Source organism: Anaerocolumna sp. AGMB13020 (assembly GCF_033100115.1).
GTDB lineage: Bacteria > Bacillota > Clostridia > Lachnospirales > Lachnospiraceae > Anaerocolumna.
Genome location: NZ_CP136910.1, coordinates 1,013,212 through 1,030,791, shown reverse-complemented (window position 1 = coordinate 1,030,791; position 17,580 = coordinate 1,013,212). Strand labels below are relative to the sequence as shown.

Below are 17,580 nucleotides of genomic sequence, written 5' to 3'. Positions count from 1 at the left end.
ATTTTCTGCCTGTCCGTTATTGTGTCACAGTCATGATGCAACTGTAAAAGCTATCCGGCTGATATCATACTCTTTACCTGCTATTTTTCAAGGTCAATCTTCTTAATATTGCCCATCTGGTAAGCTTCACCGATTCTTGTTTCTCCCAGGCAGTAAGAGCAGAGAGCAGCGGGCATAGGAAAACGCAGCTGCATACCCTGTACGGTCTGTATATTCTGAGTCTCATCATAGAGGAGGCTTCCAAGTTCGTAGGCACCCTGTCCGGTCAACCCGTTTACATGCATGGTTACAGCTCTGGGATTTACAGAGCTGACACAGGAAGCAAATACTTCCCTTTCAGCCTGGGATACGATATCTCCTTTGGTGATAACGACATAATCAGCAGCTTTTAACATAGGTCCTATTTTCTTAGGTGTATTTATACCGGAAAGATTATCAATAACGCAGACTCCTTTGATTTCCTTTAGGTAAGGAGAGCAACGGTTGCATAAGCCGGCAGATTCCGTGATGAGCAGATCAAGCTGCTCCTTATTCCCCCAGTTAACCACCTCTTCAATGTTGGAAGCAAAGAAGTGGTCGGGGCAAAGAGCGCCTGACAGGCCTTTTTTAACCGGTATACCTGCTTTTTCATAAGCGATATCATCATCTGTGTATAAACAGTCAAATTTTATAACGCCTACCTTTATGTTTCGATTCTGAAAGGAGGCTATTGTTTTCAAGATAACAGAGGTTTTACCGGAGGAGGGAGGTCCGGAAAATATAATGAGATTCATAAGGACTCCTTTCCAGAGGCATTGTAAAACAGCTCTTCGGTATGTGTAATCAATTCTCCGATGTCATTGTTGTGGATAAAATCCCAACCCACCCACATAAACTTTTGGTCGGGAGATAAATGATTGTCTACCAGAGGATTGGTGGAGGGGAATTTTCCATTAGAGGCTAAGATTTCACCGATTTCTTTTGAATATAGGAAGTCTACAAAAGGTTTCAGCTTATCTTTATTCTTTGCTTTGGAAAGCAGGAAGATAGGGCTTATGATTGCTCCATCTTTAGGCCAAACCGGGCGAAGAGGGCCTTTCTTATCTACCATACTGGCGAAGAAATAAGGGGTTACTGTAACAGCAGGGACAGGATTGCCGCCTTTGGGTATATGAGCCTTTACCATCTGAGCAGGGTGCATGTTCTGTAAGAGTGCCTTGCCCATCTTCTTAACACCGTCTTCACCGTAATGACGGTAGATATGGAGGAGAAAGGCATTGAACATATCCAAATCCCTCATAGGTAAGCTGATGCTGTTCTCAAATTCCGGCTTCATTAAATCTTCCCAGCTTTCAGGCATGGGACGGTCACCCAATACATTTGTATTTACCATAAAGATAGCAGCTACAGCACCAATTATGGCGTATTGACCTTTCGGGTCTCTTAAGGAAATATCTTCGTTATCAAAATCAGGATTCATTTGACCAACACCGGAAATGTCTTCAAATACACCTGCTTCCCGGTATTGTCCCATGAGCTTCTTATCAAAAAATAAATCAAAACCGGCAGACAGGTAAAGGTCAGAAAGTCCGTCGGAATCGCCATTTGCTGAAACGATACGTTCTTTCACGTCGTCCAGTCCAAGATTGGCTGACTTCAAATTATAATCCACCTGGTAATCCAGTGTATCCTTAACAGAATCAAACCAGCCAGTGAATTTTTCTAAGAGCGGCAGGCGGATGGGGCAGGGGAGTACACCCTCGATACGGATATCGCCTCCGGTTTCTTTTTTGGCAGCATACAGACCTGTTGAAAGGTCAGGGTTACTCCCTTCAATAACCTCTTCGAGCTTCTGTATAAATACTTCCTGGTTCACTTTACGCAATGACAGTGCCATTTCCAGTGTAACAGTTTTCCCCATAGTGCTTCGCATAACAGGATTGTTCAGATGCTCAAATCCGCTGGCAACAAATATACTAATGGTATCGGGATATTTCTCAGTTATATCATAAATGGTATCGGTAATGTTAAAGTAACGTGACATATCAATTTTCCTTTCTTAACTCTTAAGTTGTGAAAAGTCTTGTTCAAGTAATGAGTACATTATAACATAAGTTTATTATTCTGTTTGTTGTAAAAACAACAAATGCAGATATAATATTGATACAATTTATCATATATTTGATTTTTTATGTGACTTGCGCTATCAGACAAGCGCCAAGGGAACAAGCTGCTAATCTAAAACAAGCTGCTGATCTAAAACAAGATGCTAGATGCTAATTTAAAACAAGATGCTAATTTAAAAAAAGCAGATTATGTAGTTGACCACTTAACGATTGTTAAGTATAATATTACTTAACAGTTGTTAAGTAGGAGGCAAAAAGTGTCTGAAGAAAAAAATACAAAGATAAATAACAAAGAAAATATTGAGTTGACAGCACTTGAACTGTTTTCAAAATATGGCTTTCAGGCAGTATCTGTAAGAGATATCTGTAAGCCATTAGGATTACGGGAAAGTGCTATTTATTATCACTTTACTAATAAGCAGGGGATATTGGAGTCTCTGTTACGAAGGGTTGATAAGCTTATACAGCAGATGAAAACGGAGTTTGGAGCTGCATTTTCAGAAGCAGTTGAAGTTAGTGATGAAGCAATGTGTGCTGTGGCAAACGGAATGCTGCAGGGTTACCTGCTTAACCCAGTGGTCTATAAAATGATAGCAATGCTGACCATTGAGCGGATATCTGCTCAAAATGCGCAGGATACCTATCAAAAGCTTGTATTTGATTTACCCCTTAAGCAAATGGAAATGGTATTTTCTCAAATGATTGATAAAGGATTCATAGCCTCAAATGCTCCCGAGGTACTGGCACAGGAATACTATGGGGTTATTTATTTTGCTTTTCAAAAAAATTGCATCGGACCCGAACTGAAGGAAGAAAATATAGCGCTCGCGAAGCAGGAGATTAATCAGAATATGAGGGATATCTATCGTAAAATGAAATATAGGTTATGATAAGTCCTCCGCTCGTTTAATGAGATAAGGTATGCCGTTCTACTTGAAAATACAAAAAAGAAAATACAAAAAAGAAAATACAAAAAAGAAAATACTAAAAAGAAAATATAAAAGTGAAAATACATAAGTGAAAATATGTGGGAATACAAAGGGAAATATCATAAGAGAGAGCATCTCAAAAACACAAGGAGACTTTAAGTTTTTAATATATTTGTACAGCCAGGAGGCAAAAAGGAGGAGGAAGTGAAAGTTTATAAAAGCAATAAAGCAAAAGGAAATATCCTTAGAACCTATGACCAGTTAATGGATATGTGGGAGATTGCCTATGATGATATCTGGATTGAAAATGATTATGGCAGGACACATATAATTACCTGCGGTAATAAATCCGGTGAGCCGCTTGTATTATTTCATGGAGTAGGTGATGACTCTGCTTTGATGTGGATTTACAATGCAAAGACACTGGGGCAGCATTACAGACTCTATGCAATTGATACTATTGGAGGCCCCGGAAAAAGTATACCGGGAAAAGCTTATAAGAAAGACTTTGATGACATTGAATGGATTGACTCTATTCTGAATGGACTTGGACTTGATAAGGTACATATGGCAGGAACCTCCCATGGGGGCTATCTGGTTATGTATTACCTGTTAAAGAGGCCGGAGAGGGTTATGAAAGCAATCGGTATGGCATCAGCGATCTCAACGGATAAAAGAAATCTCATGTACACAATGATGAAAATATTTCTGCCGGAAGCCCTGCTGCCAACCAAAGGAAATGTTTTGAAACTGATTAAGAAATTATCAGGGGAGCATCATCAGGCCTTTACGGAAAACCCTGTAATTATGGAGCATTACAAAAGTCTATTAAAAGGTTTTAACAATATGGCAATGGGATATCATAAAGTAAGACCCTTTACCGAGGAGGAAATAGATAAAATCAGCAAAGGCATTTATCTGTTACTGGGACGAAGAGATCCCTTTGAAGAGCTTGGCGGGGAAAGGGCTGTAAAGAGCAGAAGGCTGAATGCCATGTTTTTTGAGGAAGCAGGGCATGGTATCAATCATGAGGAAGCCTTTGAAGTCAATCAGATGATAATAAAGATTCTCAGAGGGGAAGCAGAAGATATACGCAACTATACTGCATAGAATTACTCTTCATAGTGCTAAAAGTATATGAATTGATGTTACCAGAGCATTTGTTTTAACATTTTTAGTAAATTAATCAGACAAATTTCCCCATAATCATAAAAAGTACAGACGAAGTGTCAAAAATCATGGATTTTTCCTGAAAAAACAAGTATAATATAGTCCTTGTTACCCAGCCTGAAGGGATGTAAAATACCGCAAAGAGTTGACAGTAAGGGGTAGACAGCAGACAGAAGGGAAAGACACGGATGATATTATCGAAACAGGACAAACAACGATTAGCAAAATTAGAACAGGACTATGATAATAGCCTTTATATAATAGAGGAACTAAGCAATAATTACGATAAGAGCAAGGTACAATTAGAAAAAAAAGAACAGGAAGCAAGGCAGCTCCAAAAGAAGATATCCTTTTACCAGGGTGAAATTGCAAAATATAATGTGATTACAGACCAGGTAGAAGAATATGTGAAAGAAAGAGAAAACCAAATTACACGTTTAAGCAGTGACGTAGCGGATCATAAAGCAAAGATTTCAGCTCTGTATGTTGAGAAGGATAGCTTATCCAATATCATAAAAGACCAGCAGGCAAATTTCACGGAATTGGAAGAGCAAAAAAGATTGTGTGAAGAAGAGCTGGCTATCCAAAAAGCAAAAGCGGAAGCCAGGGATAATCAGATCAAAGAGTATGCAGAATTATTGGAAGAAGCAGAAGTGAAATTTGCTGAGAAAGAAAGTGTAATAGCAAACCTTACAGAGCAATCGAAGGTATTGGAAACAGAACTTGAGGCAAAGAACACCAGCCTTACCAATAACCTTACCCAGCTGAAAGAATTAGAGGAAGCTGCAAACCAGCAAAAGGAAGAGCTACTTCTATTAACAACCCAGTATGATACGTTGAAAAAAGAATCGGAAGAAGCAAAAAATAATCTTGGGCAGGTGGCTTTACAGTTAAAGAACAAAACAAGAGACTTGGAAGAACAGGCAAAAGAGCTTCTCGCTACGAAAAATCAATTAAAGAATAATGAAATACAGCAAAGCAAATTAACGGAGCAAATTAAAAAATTTGAAACGGAATTAGGCCAGGTTAGAGCTGCTTACACAAAATCTGAGGATGAATTAAAGCGAAAGACTGAAACAATAGAGGCTTTTGAAGCAGAAAAAGTAATATACGAAAAAGAACATAGTGAAATCATTGCAAGTTTAGAGCAAGAAAAAGCATACAATCAAGAATTAAGCAATACCCTAAAGGAATTGAAAACTGATTTGGAACAGTCAAAGCTGGAACTCCTAAATGCAACGGCTGACCTACAATCAAAAACCTATGAAATTGAGACTATGGCTGCTTTTGAGGAAGAATTAACTACCTCGCAAGCGGAATTAAAAGCAGAATTAAATTCCTGTGCAGAAAGAAATCAATCTTTGTTAACCGAGAAGGAAGAATTGCACTCTCAAATGAAGGATATGGAAAATCAGCTGAATACAGCAGAGAATGTGAAAGAGAAGCTTAATCAACAGCTTGAAGGTCTGAATCATAAAGCAGAAGAATTAACATCAAAGATAATTAAACTGGAAGAACTTATTGAATTATCGGGAGAAGAAACAAAGAAGGTTATTCTGGAGTTGAACCAAACCAAAGAAGAGAAGCAGAAATTACAGGTCGATAAGGAAGAATTGAAAGAGCAGACAAGTCTGAAGATAAAAGAGTTAAATCAACAGTTTGAACTTCAGAGATCTGAACAGCAATCCAAATGTGAGGAAGAAATCTCCCGTGTTATCAACGAATTAAGGGAAGAAAATGAAACTACGAAAGCACTTGCTGCACAAGAAATAAATGAATGTAAGAAACAAGCAGAACAGGACATAAGCAATATCATAAATCAAACTGCCCAAGAACTGGAGGCCTATAAGCAGCAGGCAGAGCAAGAAAAAAGCAGTACTAAAATACTTGCCGAAGGAGAAATAGAGGCCGTTAAAACCCAGACCGCACAAGAGTTAGAGCAATACAAGAAGCAAATGGATAAGGAAATAGAAGAGATTAGAGAATTTGCGATTCTTGAGCAGGAAGAATTAATCGATAATGCAGAAAAAGAAAAGAAGCAGCTTAAAGATCAGATAACAGAAGCTGTTTATGAAAATGAGCTATTACATAATCAAATCAGCACGGTAACAGATGAAAAAAATCACATCTCAGATAAACTTAAATTTACAGAGGCAGAAAATCAAGAATTATATGTAGATATCCAGGAATTAGAAGCTAAGAACCAGGAATTAGAAGCTAAAAACCAGGAATCAGAAGCTAAGAACCAGGGATTAGAAGCTAAGAACCAGGAATTAGAAGCTAAAAACCAGGAATTAGAAGCTAAGAACCAGGGATTAGAAGCTATGAACCAGGAATTAGAAGTTAAAAACCAGAAATTAGAAGCTAAGAACCAGGGATTAGAAGCTAAGAACCAGGAATTAGAAGTTAAGAGCCAGGAATTAGAAGCTAAGAACCAGGGATTAGAAGCTATGAGCCAGGAATTACAGAATCAGAGAGAAGAGCTTAGAATTCAGACAGAGCAAGAGTTAAATAGCCTGAAGGAACAATTCCAAAAAGAAAAAACAGAACTACAAATAAGCTATGAAGAAAAGATTTCGCAGATCAAAATGCATTTACAGAAAGAAAACGATGAGAAGGCATTACTTGCAGAACAGGCTTTTAAGGATTATAAACTGATGGCAGAGCAACAGCTGGAAGAATATAAACAGTTAACTGAAATTTCTGAATCTGAGTTAGAGAATCTAAAACAGCAGACAAAACAAGAAATGATAAAAATAAAAGCACAGGCTGAGAAAGAAATAGAAGAACACAAGGAGCTGGCATTCCTTGAAACAGAGCAGATGAAAGAGGAAGCCCTGAAAGAGAAATATCTTCTGGAAGAGCAGATAACAGAAGTTATCAATGAAAAAGAAAAACTGCTTAAGCTTATAAAAGTTTCAGAGGAAAAAATTGATATTATCTCAGATAAACTTAAATTTGCCGTAGAAGAGAATCAAGGGCTGCTGAAAGAAAAAGAGAAAATCAGTAAAGACTCCTTGCTTGAATTTGAGTTTTTGAAAGAACAGTTCCAAATAGAAAAATCGGAGTTGCAAAACAAATATAACGAGGAATTATCTCATCTCAAAGAACAATTACAGCAAGAAAAGTATGAATTACAAGTGGAAGCGGATCAAACACTGAAAGAATATAAACAGGTAACTGACCTGAAACAGGAAGAATACAGGAAAAAGACGGAACAACAGCTTGAGGAATACAAGAGAGTAAAAGAACAGGAATTATCTGAAGTCAGGCTGGCATCTATAAAAGAGCTGGAGGAATATAAGAAACTTACAGAACTTGAAATATACAAGATACAGGAACAGGCAGAAGAAACACAAAAAAATTATCACAGGCAGTCTGCCTTGGAACTGGAAGAGATCCGGAAAAATGCAAAGAAAGAGATAGAGCTTCTTACAGAACAGTTAGAGACAGTGACTCTTGAGAGAGACCAGATACAGCAACAGAAGGACCAGGTACAGCAGGAGAGAGACCAGATACAGCAACAGAAGGAACAGGTGCAGCTGGAGAGAGACCAGATACAGCAACAGAAGGACCAGGTACAGCAGGAGAAAGACCTGGTACAGCAGCAGAAAGAACAGATACAACAAGAGAAGGAGCAATTACAGCATCAACAAGAAGCGTTAACAATATCAGAAGATACTGGTACAGAGGCAGTTCTGAAAGTACAAGAGCAGCTGGAGCAGAGAAAACAGCAGGTATATCGTTTAGAACAAAAACTGCATAAACTTCATCAGGAAGATGCAAATAAGGCAGATGAAATCAATGAAAAGCTTTCGCAGTTAAGTCAATTGTCAAGAGAGAATGAGAAATTAACTGAAGAAATCAGAAATTCTGAAGATGCTATTGAAGAGCTGAGTTTAAAGCTTAGAGACACTGAAGCAGAGAAAATAATGTTATTAAGCAATATGAAACAACAAGAAGAAAACATCAATTCAGTTACTCATACTCTGGAAATGCAGAAGGACTCAAGCTTTGAACAGTATAAGGCATTAGCAAAGCAAAATGAAAAAATTGATGAACAGGTGAAATTAATACAGCAGCTGGTTGACAAAAATAAGGAATTACAGCAAAGCTACGATGTATTAAATACTAATTTTTTAGATTTTAAGCATAGAGCAGATAAGGATACAGAAACTATACGGTTAACCGAATTACTAGAGGAAAAGAATAAGCAAATCGATAATCTGGAAACTCAAATATTAGAACTTATGATTGAGATCGAGAAAGACTAAAAGGATAGATACCCACATACGGAAAAGGAAGTAAAATGTAAAATTATATCATATTGTGAAAAATTGTGTGTACGGTTTTGCTTTTATTTGATATAATTACGAAGGTATAATATTAACAAAATGTGGGAGGAAGTTATATGTTTGACAAGGTATCAAAGGTTGGAGCTTTCCTATTTGTTATAGGATTAATTTCATTGGCTTTATCATTTGTAGGACTGCAGTTTAAATTCTTATTTTTTCTGGGAGAATACAGACGTACAGTTGAAATTGCCAGTATTGTTATTGGTGTAATTCTTCTATTAATAGCGAAAGTGTTTGGTAATAATAATAATGAAAATGAATAACTAAATGCTGTATTACGGAAGAAAGCGAATGGTTTACTACAAGAGCAAGATGTTATAAGAATAAAGATGTTACATATTGTGTATACATAAAATCCATGAAGTGCTGTCAGAATAAAATGTTTCTGAGAACTTCATGGATTTTATTTTAATTCTTAGGTTCAATTTTAATTCTTAGGTTCAATTTGCAAAGAAAATTTGAACAAAATGAGAAACAGGTCATAGGCCTGTTATCATAACAGGCTAGAAAATACATAGCAGACCCGCTGTTTAACTTAATTCAATCGTGCATAGGCAAGTCAACAATAAATGAGGTGCCGATATCATTGTTTTTTACTGTTATCGTACCTTCATGCAGTTCGACGATTCGTTTGGCTATTGTTAAGCCGATACCATTGCCTTTCGTTGCATGGGAAGTATCCCCCTGATAGAATTTATCAAATATACGATCGGCAGCTCCCTGACTAATGCCTATTCCCTGATCGGAGACCGTTATTGTTATTTTCTCGGGTTTTTGACTGATGTTAATTGATATCGTAGAATTCTTTGGTGAGAACTTAATGGCATTATCGATAAGGTTTGTCCATAACTGATTTAACAGTTCTTCATTTCCACAGAAATTAATCTCATCGTAATCAAAAAGGATCTCAATGTTTTTCTCAGCCCACTTATTCTCAAGTATAGCGATTATCCGTCTTATCTGTTCGCTGCCGTTATAAGAAGTTTTGTCCTTTAAGATAACCTGGTTTTCTACCTTGGAGAGATTAAGCACATTAGTCGCAAGTGCAGCCAGACGTTCCGATTCATATATAATAATATCCAGATATTCGTCCCGTTCTTCTTTGGTCAGATCTTCATATTTAAGAATTTTGGCAAAACCTCTTACAGATACAATCGGAGTCTTAAATTCGTGTGAAAAATTATTTACAAAGTCCGATCGAAGCATCTCGATACTTCCCAGTTCTTCTGCCATGTGGTTAAAGCTACTGCTTAAATTCTGTAATTCTTCCGGGCCTCTTAAATGAATCCGCACATCAAATTCACCTTCTGCTAATCTGTCAAAAGCAGAAATAATCTCTCGCAGAGGGGATAGCGGAAAACGGCTGAATAACATCGCAACAATAGTTCCTACTATAATACTAAAGATTGCAAACATAAAAAACGGTGCAATGGTAGGATGGGGTTTAACTATTCCAAGCTGACTTAAAGCAAATATTCCAACAAGCATGAGCAGCATGGTAAATAGCATGATAATAAATATTATGACAGCAAAAAACATAGCCATTTGGAATTTTTTTAATCTGTTATGAAGCCTACTCACACTTTTTCACCGCCTTATAACCGATTCCCCGAATAGCGACGATCTCAAACTCCGGATATCCTTCAAAACGCTTACGAAGCCGGTTGATATGAACATTTACTGTAGTATCGACGGTCTCAGACTCCATACCCCATATTTCATCCATTAGCTGAATTCGGGTAAAAATTTTATCAGGATAAGCTAAAAGCTTATAGAGCAGATAGAATTCCTTCTGAGGCAGGGTCTGCTTCTCGTCTTCCCGCTCTACCGTAAGAGCGTCATAATCAAGGGTTACCTTTCCTAAAAGCAGTTTGTGTTCATTCACAATCCTGGCGCGGCGTAAAAGTGCCTTGATACGTAAGAGCATCTCTTCTTCATTCACAGGTTTTACCATGTAATCATCTGTTCCGGAAATGAAACCCTTGCATTTATCCTCCGGCAGCTGTTTCGCCGTTACCATAAGGATAGGCGTATTATTGTGACAGCTGCGCAGCTGTTCCGTAAATTCATAACCATCCATTTTCGGCATCATAATATCTAATACAACCAGATCTATATGCTGGGTATCCATTATATCCAATGCTTCCACTCCGTTTTCTGCCAGAAAAACTTCATAACCGGCATGTTTTAAGACTGCTTTCATAAGCCTGGCGGTATTCTTATCATCTTCTGTAACCAATATATGAAACATGAAATCATTACCTCCGTTTGTATTGTATAAGTTGAAATCCAGAGGTAAACCTCTGGCTATATCTCTAAATAAATATTATACCATAAACGTTAACTCAAAATAAACTGAAGACCATTTTGTACTGAAATCCGAACGAATTAAGCTTGTTTTTACTCAAATTAATTTTCTGTTTTTCTTTTTTTGTTAATTTTCAGTTTTTCTTTCCTGTATATAATCGGTTTCGTTGAAAGGCCTACTAAAAAAATTAATGCTAAAAGGAGAAAATGCCTATGCTTCAAATCAAAAATATATGCAAGAAATACGTTACCGGCGGTTTGACTCAGCAAGCGCTGAATGATGTTACCTTTAATCTCCGTGACAGTGAATTTGTTGCTATCTTGGGACAGAGCGGTTCCGGAAAGACAACATTATTAAATATTATCGGCGGTCTCGACCGATATGATTCGGGAGATATCGTAATTAACAGTGTCTCTACCAAAAAATATTCCAACAGAGACTGGGATTCCTATCGTAATCATACAATTGGATTTGTATTCCAAAGCTATAACCTGATTCCTCATCAGTCCATTCTGGCTAATGTAGAGTTGGCCCTTACCATATCCGGTATCTCAAAAAGCGAACGGAGAAAGCGTGCAAAGGAAGCACTTGAAAAAATGGGGCTTGGCAGCCATCTTCACAAACGACCCAATCAGATGTCAGGAGGACAGATGCAGCGTGTTGCTATTGCAAGGGCTTTGGTAAATGACCCGGATATTCTCCTTGCCGATGAACCCACTGGTGCGCTGGATTCTGAAACCAGTGTTCAGGTAATGGAGCTTTTAAAGGAAGTTGCCAAAGACCGTCTGGTAGTGATGGTTACCCATAACCCGGAATTGGCAGAAGAGTATGCCAGCCGTATTATTAAGCTTCATGATGGAAGAATCTTATCCGACACCAATCCCTATGAGGTTGATGAGACGAGACTGGCCCCCCCTGAACATAAGAATATGGGGAAGGCATCCATGTCCATATCAACAGCATTATCCCTGAGCTTTAACAATCTGAAAACAAAGAAGGGCCGTACCCTTCTAACCTCCTTTGCAGGCTCCATCGGTATTATCGGAATAGCTTTGATATTATCTTTATCCAATGGAATCAATGCCTATATCGATGACATACAAAAGGATACCATGTCTTCTTATCCCATTGCCATTGAAGCACAGTCTCTGGACTTGAGTAGTTTACTAGCTGCCGGAAGGCAGTCCGGGATTTCTGATGATGCAGACCATGAATTGGATGGAGTATATTCCAATTCTTCTGATATGGAACTGGCTAAAAGTGCAACTACCAGTATCAAAGAGAATAACCTTACAGAATTCAAAAAATATCTGGATATACAAGACAGTGAAATCCATCAATATGTCGGGGAGAATGGTATAATTTATTCCTATGATGTAAAGTTTGATACGTTTGCTTATGATCCGGAGGGAGAACTTATCAATACGGATGGAAGTGAATTTACCAGCGGAAATACCTCTGCTATGACAGGCGGTATGCCCATGGGTGGTTTTTCCTTAGGGAGTATGACCATGGGAAATCTGACCTCTACCAGTAAGTTCGAGGAACTTCTGCCGGGAACACAAGGAAACCTTATCAGCGCAGCAGTAACCGATAATTACGAGTTACTCTACGGTAACTGGCCCAAAGCCTATAACGAAGTAGTTCTGGTACTGGATGAAAACAACGAGATATCTACTTCCGTACTATATGAACTTGGTATACTGCCCTCCGCTGAATATAAGGAAGTTCTTGAAAAAATCAGTAAAGGAGAAGAAATCTCTTTCGAAGGTCACAAATGGAATTATGAAGATATCAGCAACCAGACCTTTTATATACTCCCAGAAAGTGATTATTATATGGAGCTGGAAAATGGAGTATTCGACTATACTGCTGAAGATAGAGATTCTCTGAAAACCTTATTAAAGGACAGCATCGAACTTAAGGTTTCAGGAATCATAAAACCGGAAGAGGATGCTTCCTATACAGCAATTTCGGGAAACATCGGATACACAAAAGCTCTCACAGATGCTCTTATAGAACGAACAAATAACAGTCCGGTTGTAAAAGCCCAGGAAGCAACACCGGAAATCAATGTAACAAACGGTATGTCCTTTTCACCTAAAACAGATGAAGTAAAAATAGAGGAGACGATTAAATATCTCTCGGGACTTAATCTCTCAGATAAAGCAGCGGTTGCCACTACGATACTTACCTCATCACCCGAAAATAACCAGAATAACAGCAAAGAAGCGCAGAATACAGGAGCTGATATACCGTCTCAGGGTCAAACAGGTTCAGCAGGTGCTGGTATATCTTCAGAAATGAATGAGGAAGGTCTCGCTGCAATGTTAGATGCTTATTTACTGGAACCGGATAAGGAGACTTTGCTAAAGCTCTATGATACCTATATCCAGGCCGGAAGTTATGATGACAATATGAGTTCGTTTGGCGTTGTAAGCCTTGATGCACCCTCTTCCATCAGTATTTATGCGGACAGTTTCGAAGATAAGGACGGAATTTCCGCGTCAATTGAAGACTATAACAAAACTGCAGGAAAAGAAAATCAAATAACGTATACGGATTTTGTGGGACTGCTGATGTCCTCCATTACTACTATAATTAATGTTATATCCTATGTACTTATTGCCTTCGTTGCAGTTTCCCTGATTGTTTCATCCATTATGATTGGAATCATTACCTTTATTTCCGTACTGGAACGAACCAAAGAAATTGGAGTGCTTCGTGCAATTGGTGCATCTAAGAGGAATATAACCCAGGTATTTAATGCAGAGACCTTTATTGTGGGCTCTATATCCGGTCTGTTAGGCGTCGGGATAACCTGCCTGCTGCTCCTACCTATTAATTCGGTGATCCATGCAGTGTTAGACACTACTGCAGTTAATGCAGCGTTACCGGTAACCAGCGGATTCGTGCTCATTGTGTTAAGTATGGCATTGACCTTGTTCGCAGGACTTATACCTGCCAAGAAAGCCGCAGGAAAAGATCCGGTGATCGCACTGCGCAGCGAGTAAGGCAGAAAGGAAAGGGTGCTATGATAAAAATATTAAAGTATTTTAAAAAGATAGAATGGCTTCAGGTCGCCCTCTGTCTGGTATTTATAACAGGTCAGGTCTGGCTCGACTTAAAACTGCCGGATTATATGTCTGAAATTACCTTGCTGGTGCAGACAGAAGGAAGTTCCATGTCAGAAATCTGGAGTGCCGGAGGGTATATGCTCCTTTGTGCTCTGGGCAGTTTAGTTGCTTCCATCATAATCGGCTATTTCGCTGCCCGCCTTGCAGCAACTCTGTCCTACAGGCTGAGAATGGGGTTATACAACAGGGTTGAAGCCTTCTCCATGGAGGAAATCGGACGATTTTCCACATCAAGTTTAATTACTCGCTCCACGAATGATATAACCCAGGTACAGACTCTTATAGCAATGGGGCTTCAGGTAATGATCAAAGCGCCGATCCTGGCGGTATGGGCAATCATAAAGATAGCGGGCAAAAGCTGGCAATGGTCTGTTTCGACGGGAGGAGCTGTTTTTGCATTAGTTATATTAGTTACGGTATTGGTTGTATTTGCGCTTCCCAAATTCAAGATTGTACAACAGTTAACAGATAATCTTAATCGTGTGACCAGAGAAAACCTAACTGGTGTCAGGGTTGTACGTGCCTATAATGCAGAAAACTATCAGGAAACGAAATTTAAAAAAGCAAATGAGGAAATGACAGAGACCAATCTGTTTACGAATCGCATTATGGCAATTATGATGCCTGGAATGTCTCTTATTATGAATGGACTTACACTGTCAATTTACTGGATTGGAGCCTATTTGATCAATGGTGCCGATATACCGGACAGATTGTCTCTGTTTTCCGATATGGTAGTGTATTCGTCTTATGCCATGCAGGTTGTTATGGCGTTTATGATGCTGGTAATGATATTTATCATGCTGCCCCGTTCAGCAGTATCAGCCAGGCGTATCAACGAAGTACTGGATACACAGCCCAAAATTACAGATGGAGATATGGACAGTAAACCCTGGGGAATGGGAGAAGTAGAATTTAAGAATGTAAGCTTTCAATATCCGGGAGCTGCGGAATATGTGCTTAAAGATGTTTCATTTAAAGCCAAGTCAGGTGAGACGGTTGCCTTTATCGGATCTACCGGAAGTGGAAAGAGTACACTGATTAATCTTATACCACGCTTTTACGATGCCACGGAAGGACAGGTACTCATTGATGGAGTGGATATTAAGAAATACAAGCAAAAAGACCTTCATAATAAGATTGGTTATGTACCACAGAGAGCTGTTATTTTCTCAGGCGATATTGCCGGGAATGTAGCTTTTGGCAATAACGGAAGGAAAAAAGCCATGAAAGAGGATATTGAAAATGCAGCATCAGTAGCCCAGGCAAAGGATTTTATCGATAATCTTCCCGAAAAGTACCAGGCACCCATATCCCAGGGAGGTTCAAACCTCTCCGGTGGTCAAAAGCAGCGTCTGGCAATTGCCAGGGCAATCTGCAGGCAGCCGGAAATCTTTATCTTCGATGATTCCTTTTCCGCGCTGGATTATAAGACGGATAAGGTACTCCGCACACAGCTGGCAGCTCAAACCCTTGGTGCTACTACGTTTATTGTAGCACAGCGTATCGGTACTATTCGAAATGCAGACCGTATTATAGTGCTGGAGGAAGGAAATGTTGTGGGGATCGGCAAACACGAAGAGCTGCTTAAGACTTGTAAGGTTTACCATGAGATTGCCTATTCACAATTATCAAAGGAGGAACTTGGAGATGAGTAAAGGATCAGACTTTCGTAATCCGCCGGGAGGCGGAATCGCCATAGTAGGTGAAAAACATGAATTCTCAGCTGCCTGGGGTAAACTGATAAACTATTGTAAGCCTTATTTCCCTGCAATAATCCTTGCACTGGCCTGCGCGGTGGGCGGAACGGTTTTTACCCTGACAGGTCCGGATATGCTAAGTGAAATGACTGATGCTATCACACAGGGAATAATGGGAAGCATTGATATGAAGCTGGTTGGTAACATTGCTTTATGGCTGGCAGCTTTTTATGGTGCCAGCGTGGTACTTTCCTATTTACAGGGATTTGTAATGGCAACTGTTACACAGAAAGTATCCAAAACCATGCGTGCGGATATTTCAGTTAAGATAAATAAGCTGCCACTTAAATATTTTGATAAGACCAGCTATGGTGATATCCTCTCACGTGTTACCAATGATGTGGATACCATTGGACAGACCCTAAATCAAAGCATCGGAAATCTTGTATCTGCAATAACGCTGCTTGCAGGTTCTGTTATAATGATGTTAGTTACCAACTGGATTATGGCATTGGTTGCAATCGGCTCCTCCTTGCTTGGATTTGTAATTATGATACTCATTATTTCACGTTCGCAAAAGTATTTTACCGAGCAGCAGGAACTTTTAGGTGCCATTAACGGTCATGTGGAAGAGGTTTATGCCGGACATAATGTAGTTAAGGTCTATAATGCGGAGGAAGAATTAAGCGGTGAATTTACACAGATCAATAAGAAACTGTTTTCAAGCAACTGGAAGTCACAGTTTATGTCAGGGCTCATGATGCCCCTTATGAGCTTTATTGGAAATATAGGTTATGTGGCAGTCTGTGTTGCAGGAGCAGCCCTTGCTATGAAAGGCTCTATAACCTTTGGTGTTATTGTTGCTTTTATGGTTTATGTCCGTCTCTTTACACAACCTCTTAGCCAGATTGCTCAGGCAGCCACAAGCTTACAGTCTACCGGAGCTGCAAGTTATCGCGTATTTGAGTTCTTAGGTGAAGCAGAATTAGAAGATGAAAGCGGTAAACATACAATTATGAAAACGGCAAAAGGAGATATTGAATTTAAGAATGTTAAGTTTGGATATTCTGAGAATAAAATAATCATAAAGGATTTTTCCGCAAAGGTAAAAGCCGGGCAAAAGATTGCAATCGTAGGACCCACCGGTGCAGGAAAGACTACCATGGTAAATCTTTTAATGAGATTTTATGAACTTAACAGCGGTGAAATACGAATAGATAATATACCTTTAAGAACCCTGACAAGAGAGAATGTTCATCAATTATTCTGTATGGTATTACAGGATACCTGGCTCTTTGAAGGTACAATTCGTGAAAATATCGTTTATAATAAAATCGGGGTATCGGAGGAGGAAATAGTGGCAGCCTGCAAAGCAGCAGGGGTACATCATTTTATCAAAACACTGCCTGAAGGATATAACACGATTCTAAATGAGGAAGCCAGCCTTTCAGCAGGGCAGAAGCAGCTGATTACCATAGCAAGAGCCATGATCGAAAATGCACCTATGCTGATTCTTGATGAAGCTACGAGTTCCGTTGACACACGTACGGAAGTCCTGATACAGGAAGCTATGGATAAGCTGATGGAGGGAAGAACCTCAATTGTTATTGCTCATAGGTTGTCTACCATTAAAAATGCAGACCTGATACTGGTTATGAAGGACGGAGATATTATTGAAAGCGGAAATCATGAACAGCTATTAAGGAAAAAAGGCTTCTATGCAGAACTTTACAACAGCCAGTTTGATGAGGCTTCTTAAGAAAACAGGTTATGAGGTTTTATAGACTTTCCTTAAAATCTGACATTATCAGCTAAAAAATCATCAAGAGAGAAAGGATATTAAAAGAATTTAATATATTCAGAGTAAACCTGTAAA

The 17,580-nt window shown here is 39.0% G+C and carries 11 protein-coding genes; 7 read left to right on the top strand and 4 right to left on the bottom strand.

Features of this window, described 5'->3' with window-relative positions; all coding sequences use genetic code 11:
* Window positions 1–80: 80 nt before the first annotated feature.
* Window positions 81–773, bottom strand: coding sequence for a GTP-binding protein (locus R2R35_RS04310; protein WP_317733263.1), 693 nt, complete (start codon window positions 771–773; stop codon window positions 81–83).
* Window positions 770–2,023, bottom strand: a complete 1,254-nt coding sequence (locus tag R2R35_RS04305; RefSeq protein WP_317733262.1) for an ABC transporter substrate-binding protein — start codon at window positions 2,021–2,023, stop codon at window positions 770–772. The genes R2R35_RS04310 and R2R35_RS04305 overlap by 4 nt, the downstream gene beginning before the upstream one ends.
* Window positions 2,024–2,362: 339 nt before the next feature.
* Between R2R35_RS04305 and R2R35_RS04300 the strand changes: the two genes are divergently transcribed.
* The 4 genes from R2R35_RS04300 (at window position 2,363) to R2R35_RS04285 (ending at window position 8,822) form a co-directional block, all read left to right on the top strand.
* Window positions 2,363–2,995, top strand: coding sequence for a TetR/AcrR family transcriptional regulator (locus R2R35_RS04300; RefSeq protein ID WP_317733261.1), 633 nt, complete (start codon window positions 2,363–2,365; stop codon window positions 2,993–2,995).
* A 243-nt stretch (window positions 2,996–3,238) separates the two neighbouring features.
* Window positions 3,239–4,144 (top strand): alpha/beta fold hydrolase, encoded by a 906-nt coding sequence (locus R2R35_RS04295; RefSeq protein ID WP_317733260.1) that lies wholly within the window; start codon window positions 3,239–3,241, stop codon window positions 4,142–4,144.
* 248 nt (window positions 4,145–4,392) lie between these two features.
* Window positions 4,393–8,478: a hypothetical protein gene (locus tag R2R35_RS04290; RefSeq protein WP_317733259.1), complete on the top strand. Its 4,086-nt coding sequence runs from the start codon at window positions 4,393–4,395 to the stop codon at window positions 8,476–8,478.
* A gap of 137 nt (window positions 8,479–8,615) precedes the next feature.
* Complete coding sequence (locus tag R2R35_RS04285; RefSeq protein WP_317733258.1) at window positions 8,616–8,822, top strand: hypothetical protein; 207 nt, start codon at window positions 8,616–8,618, stop codon at window positions 8,820–8,822.
* 277 nt (window positions 8,823–9,099) lie between these two features.
* Here R2R35_RS04285 and R2R35_RS04280 read toward each other — a convergent pair whose 3' ends face one another.
* On the bottom strand, window positions 9,100–10,140 hold the full coding sequence (locus R2R35_RS04280; protein WP_317733257.1) for a HAMP domain-containing sensor histidine kinase: 1,041 nt from the start codon (window positions 10,138–10,140) through the stop codon (window positions 9,100–9,102).
* On the bottom strand, window positions 10,133–10,810 hold the full coding sequence (locus tag R2R35_RS04275; protein ID WP_317733256.1) for a response regulator transcription factor: 678 nt from the start codon (window positions 10,808–10,810) through the stop codon (window positions 10,133–10,135). The genes R2R35_RS04280 and R2R35_RS04275 overlap by 8 nt, the downstream gene beginning before the upstream one ends.
* Before the next feature lie 269 nt (window positions 10,811–11,079).
* On the opposite strand from R2R35_RS04275, the gene R2R35_RS04270 reads away from it, so the two are divergent.
* The 3 genes from R2R35_RS04270 to R2R35_RS04260 are packed head-to-tail and all read left to right on the top strand — an operon-like array spanning window position 11,080 to window position 17,463.
* On the top strand, window positions 11,080–13,881 hold the full coding sequence (locus R2R35_RS04270; RefSeq protein WP_317733255.1) for an ABC transporter ATP-binding protein/permease: 2,802 nt from the start codon (window positions 11,080–11,082) through the stop codon (window positions 13,879–13,881).
* 20 nt (window positions 13,882–13,901) lie between these two features.
* On the top strand, window positions 13,902–15,662 hold the full coding sequence (locus tag R2R35_RS04265; protein ID WP_317733254.1) for an ABC transporter ATP-binding protein: 1,761 nt from the start codon (window positions 13,902–13,904) through the stop codon (window positions 15,660–15,662).
* Window positions 15,655–17,463 (top strand): ABC transporter ATP-binding protein, encoded by a 1,809-nt coding sequence (locus R2R35_RS04260; protein WP_317733253.1) that lies wholly within the window; start codon window positions 15,655–15,657, stop codon window positions 17,461–17,463. The genes R2R35_RS04265 and R2R35_RS04260 overlap by 8 nt, the downstream gene beginning before the upstream one ends.
* The last annotated feature ends 117 nt before the right edge of the window (window positions 17,464–17,580 follow it).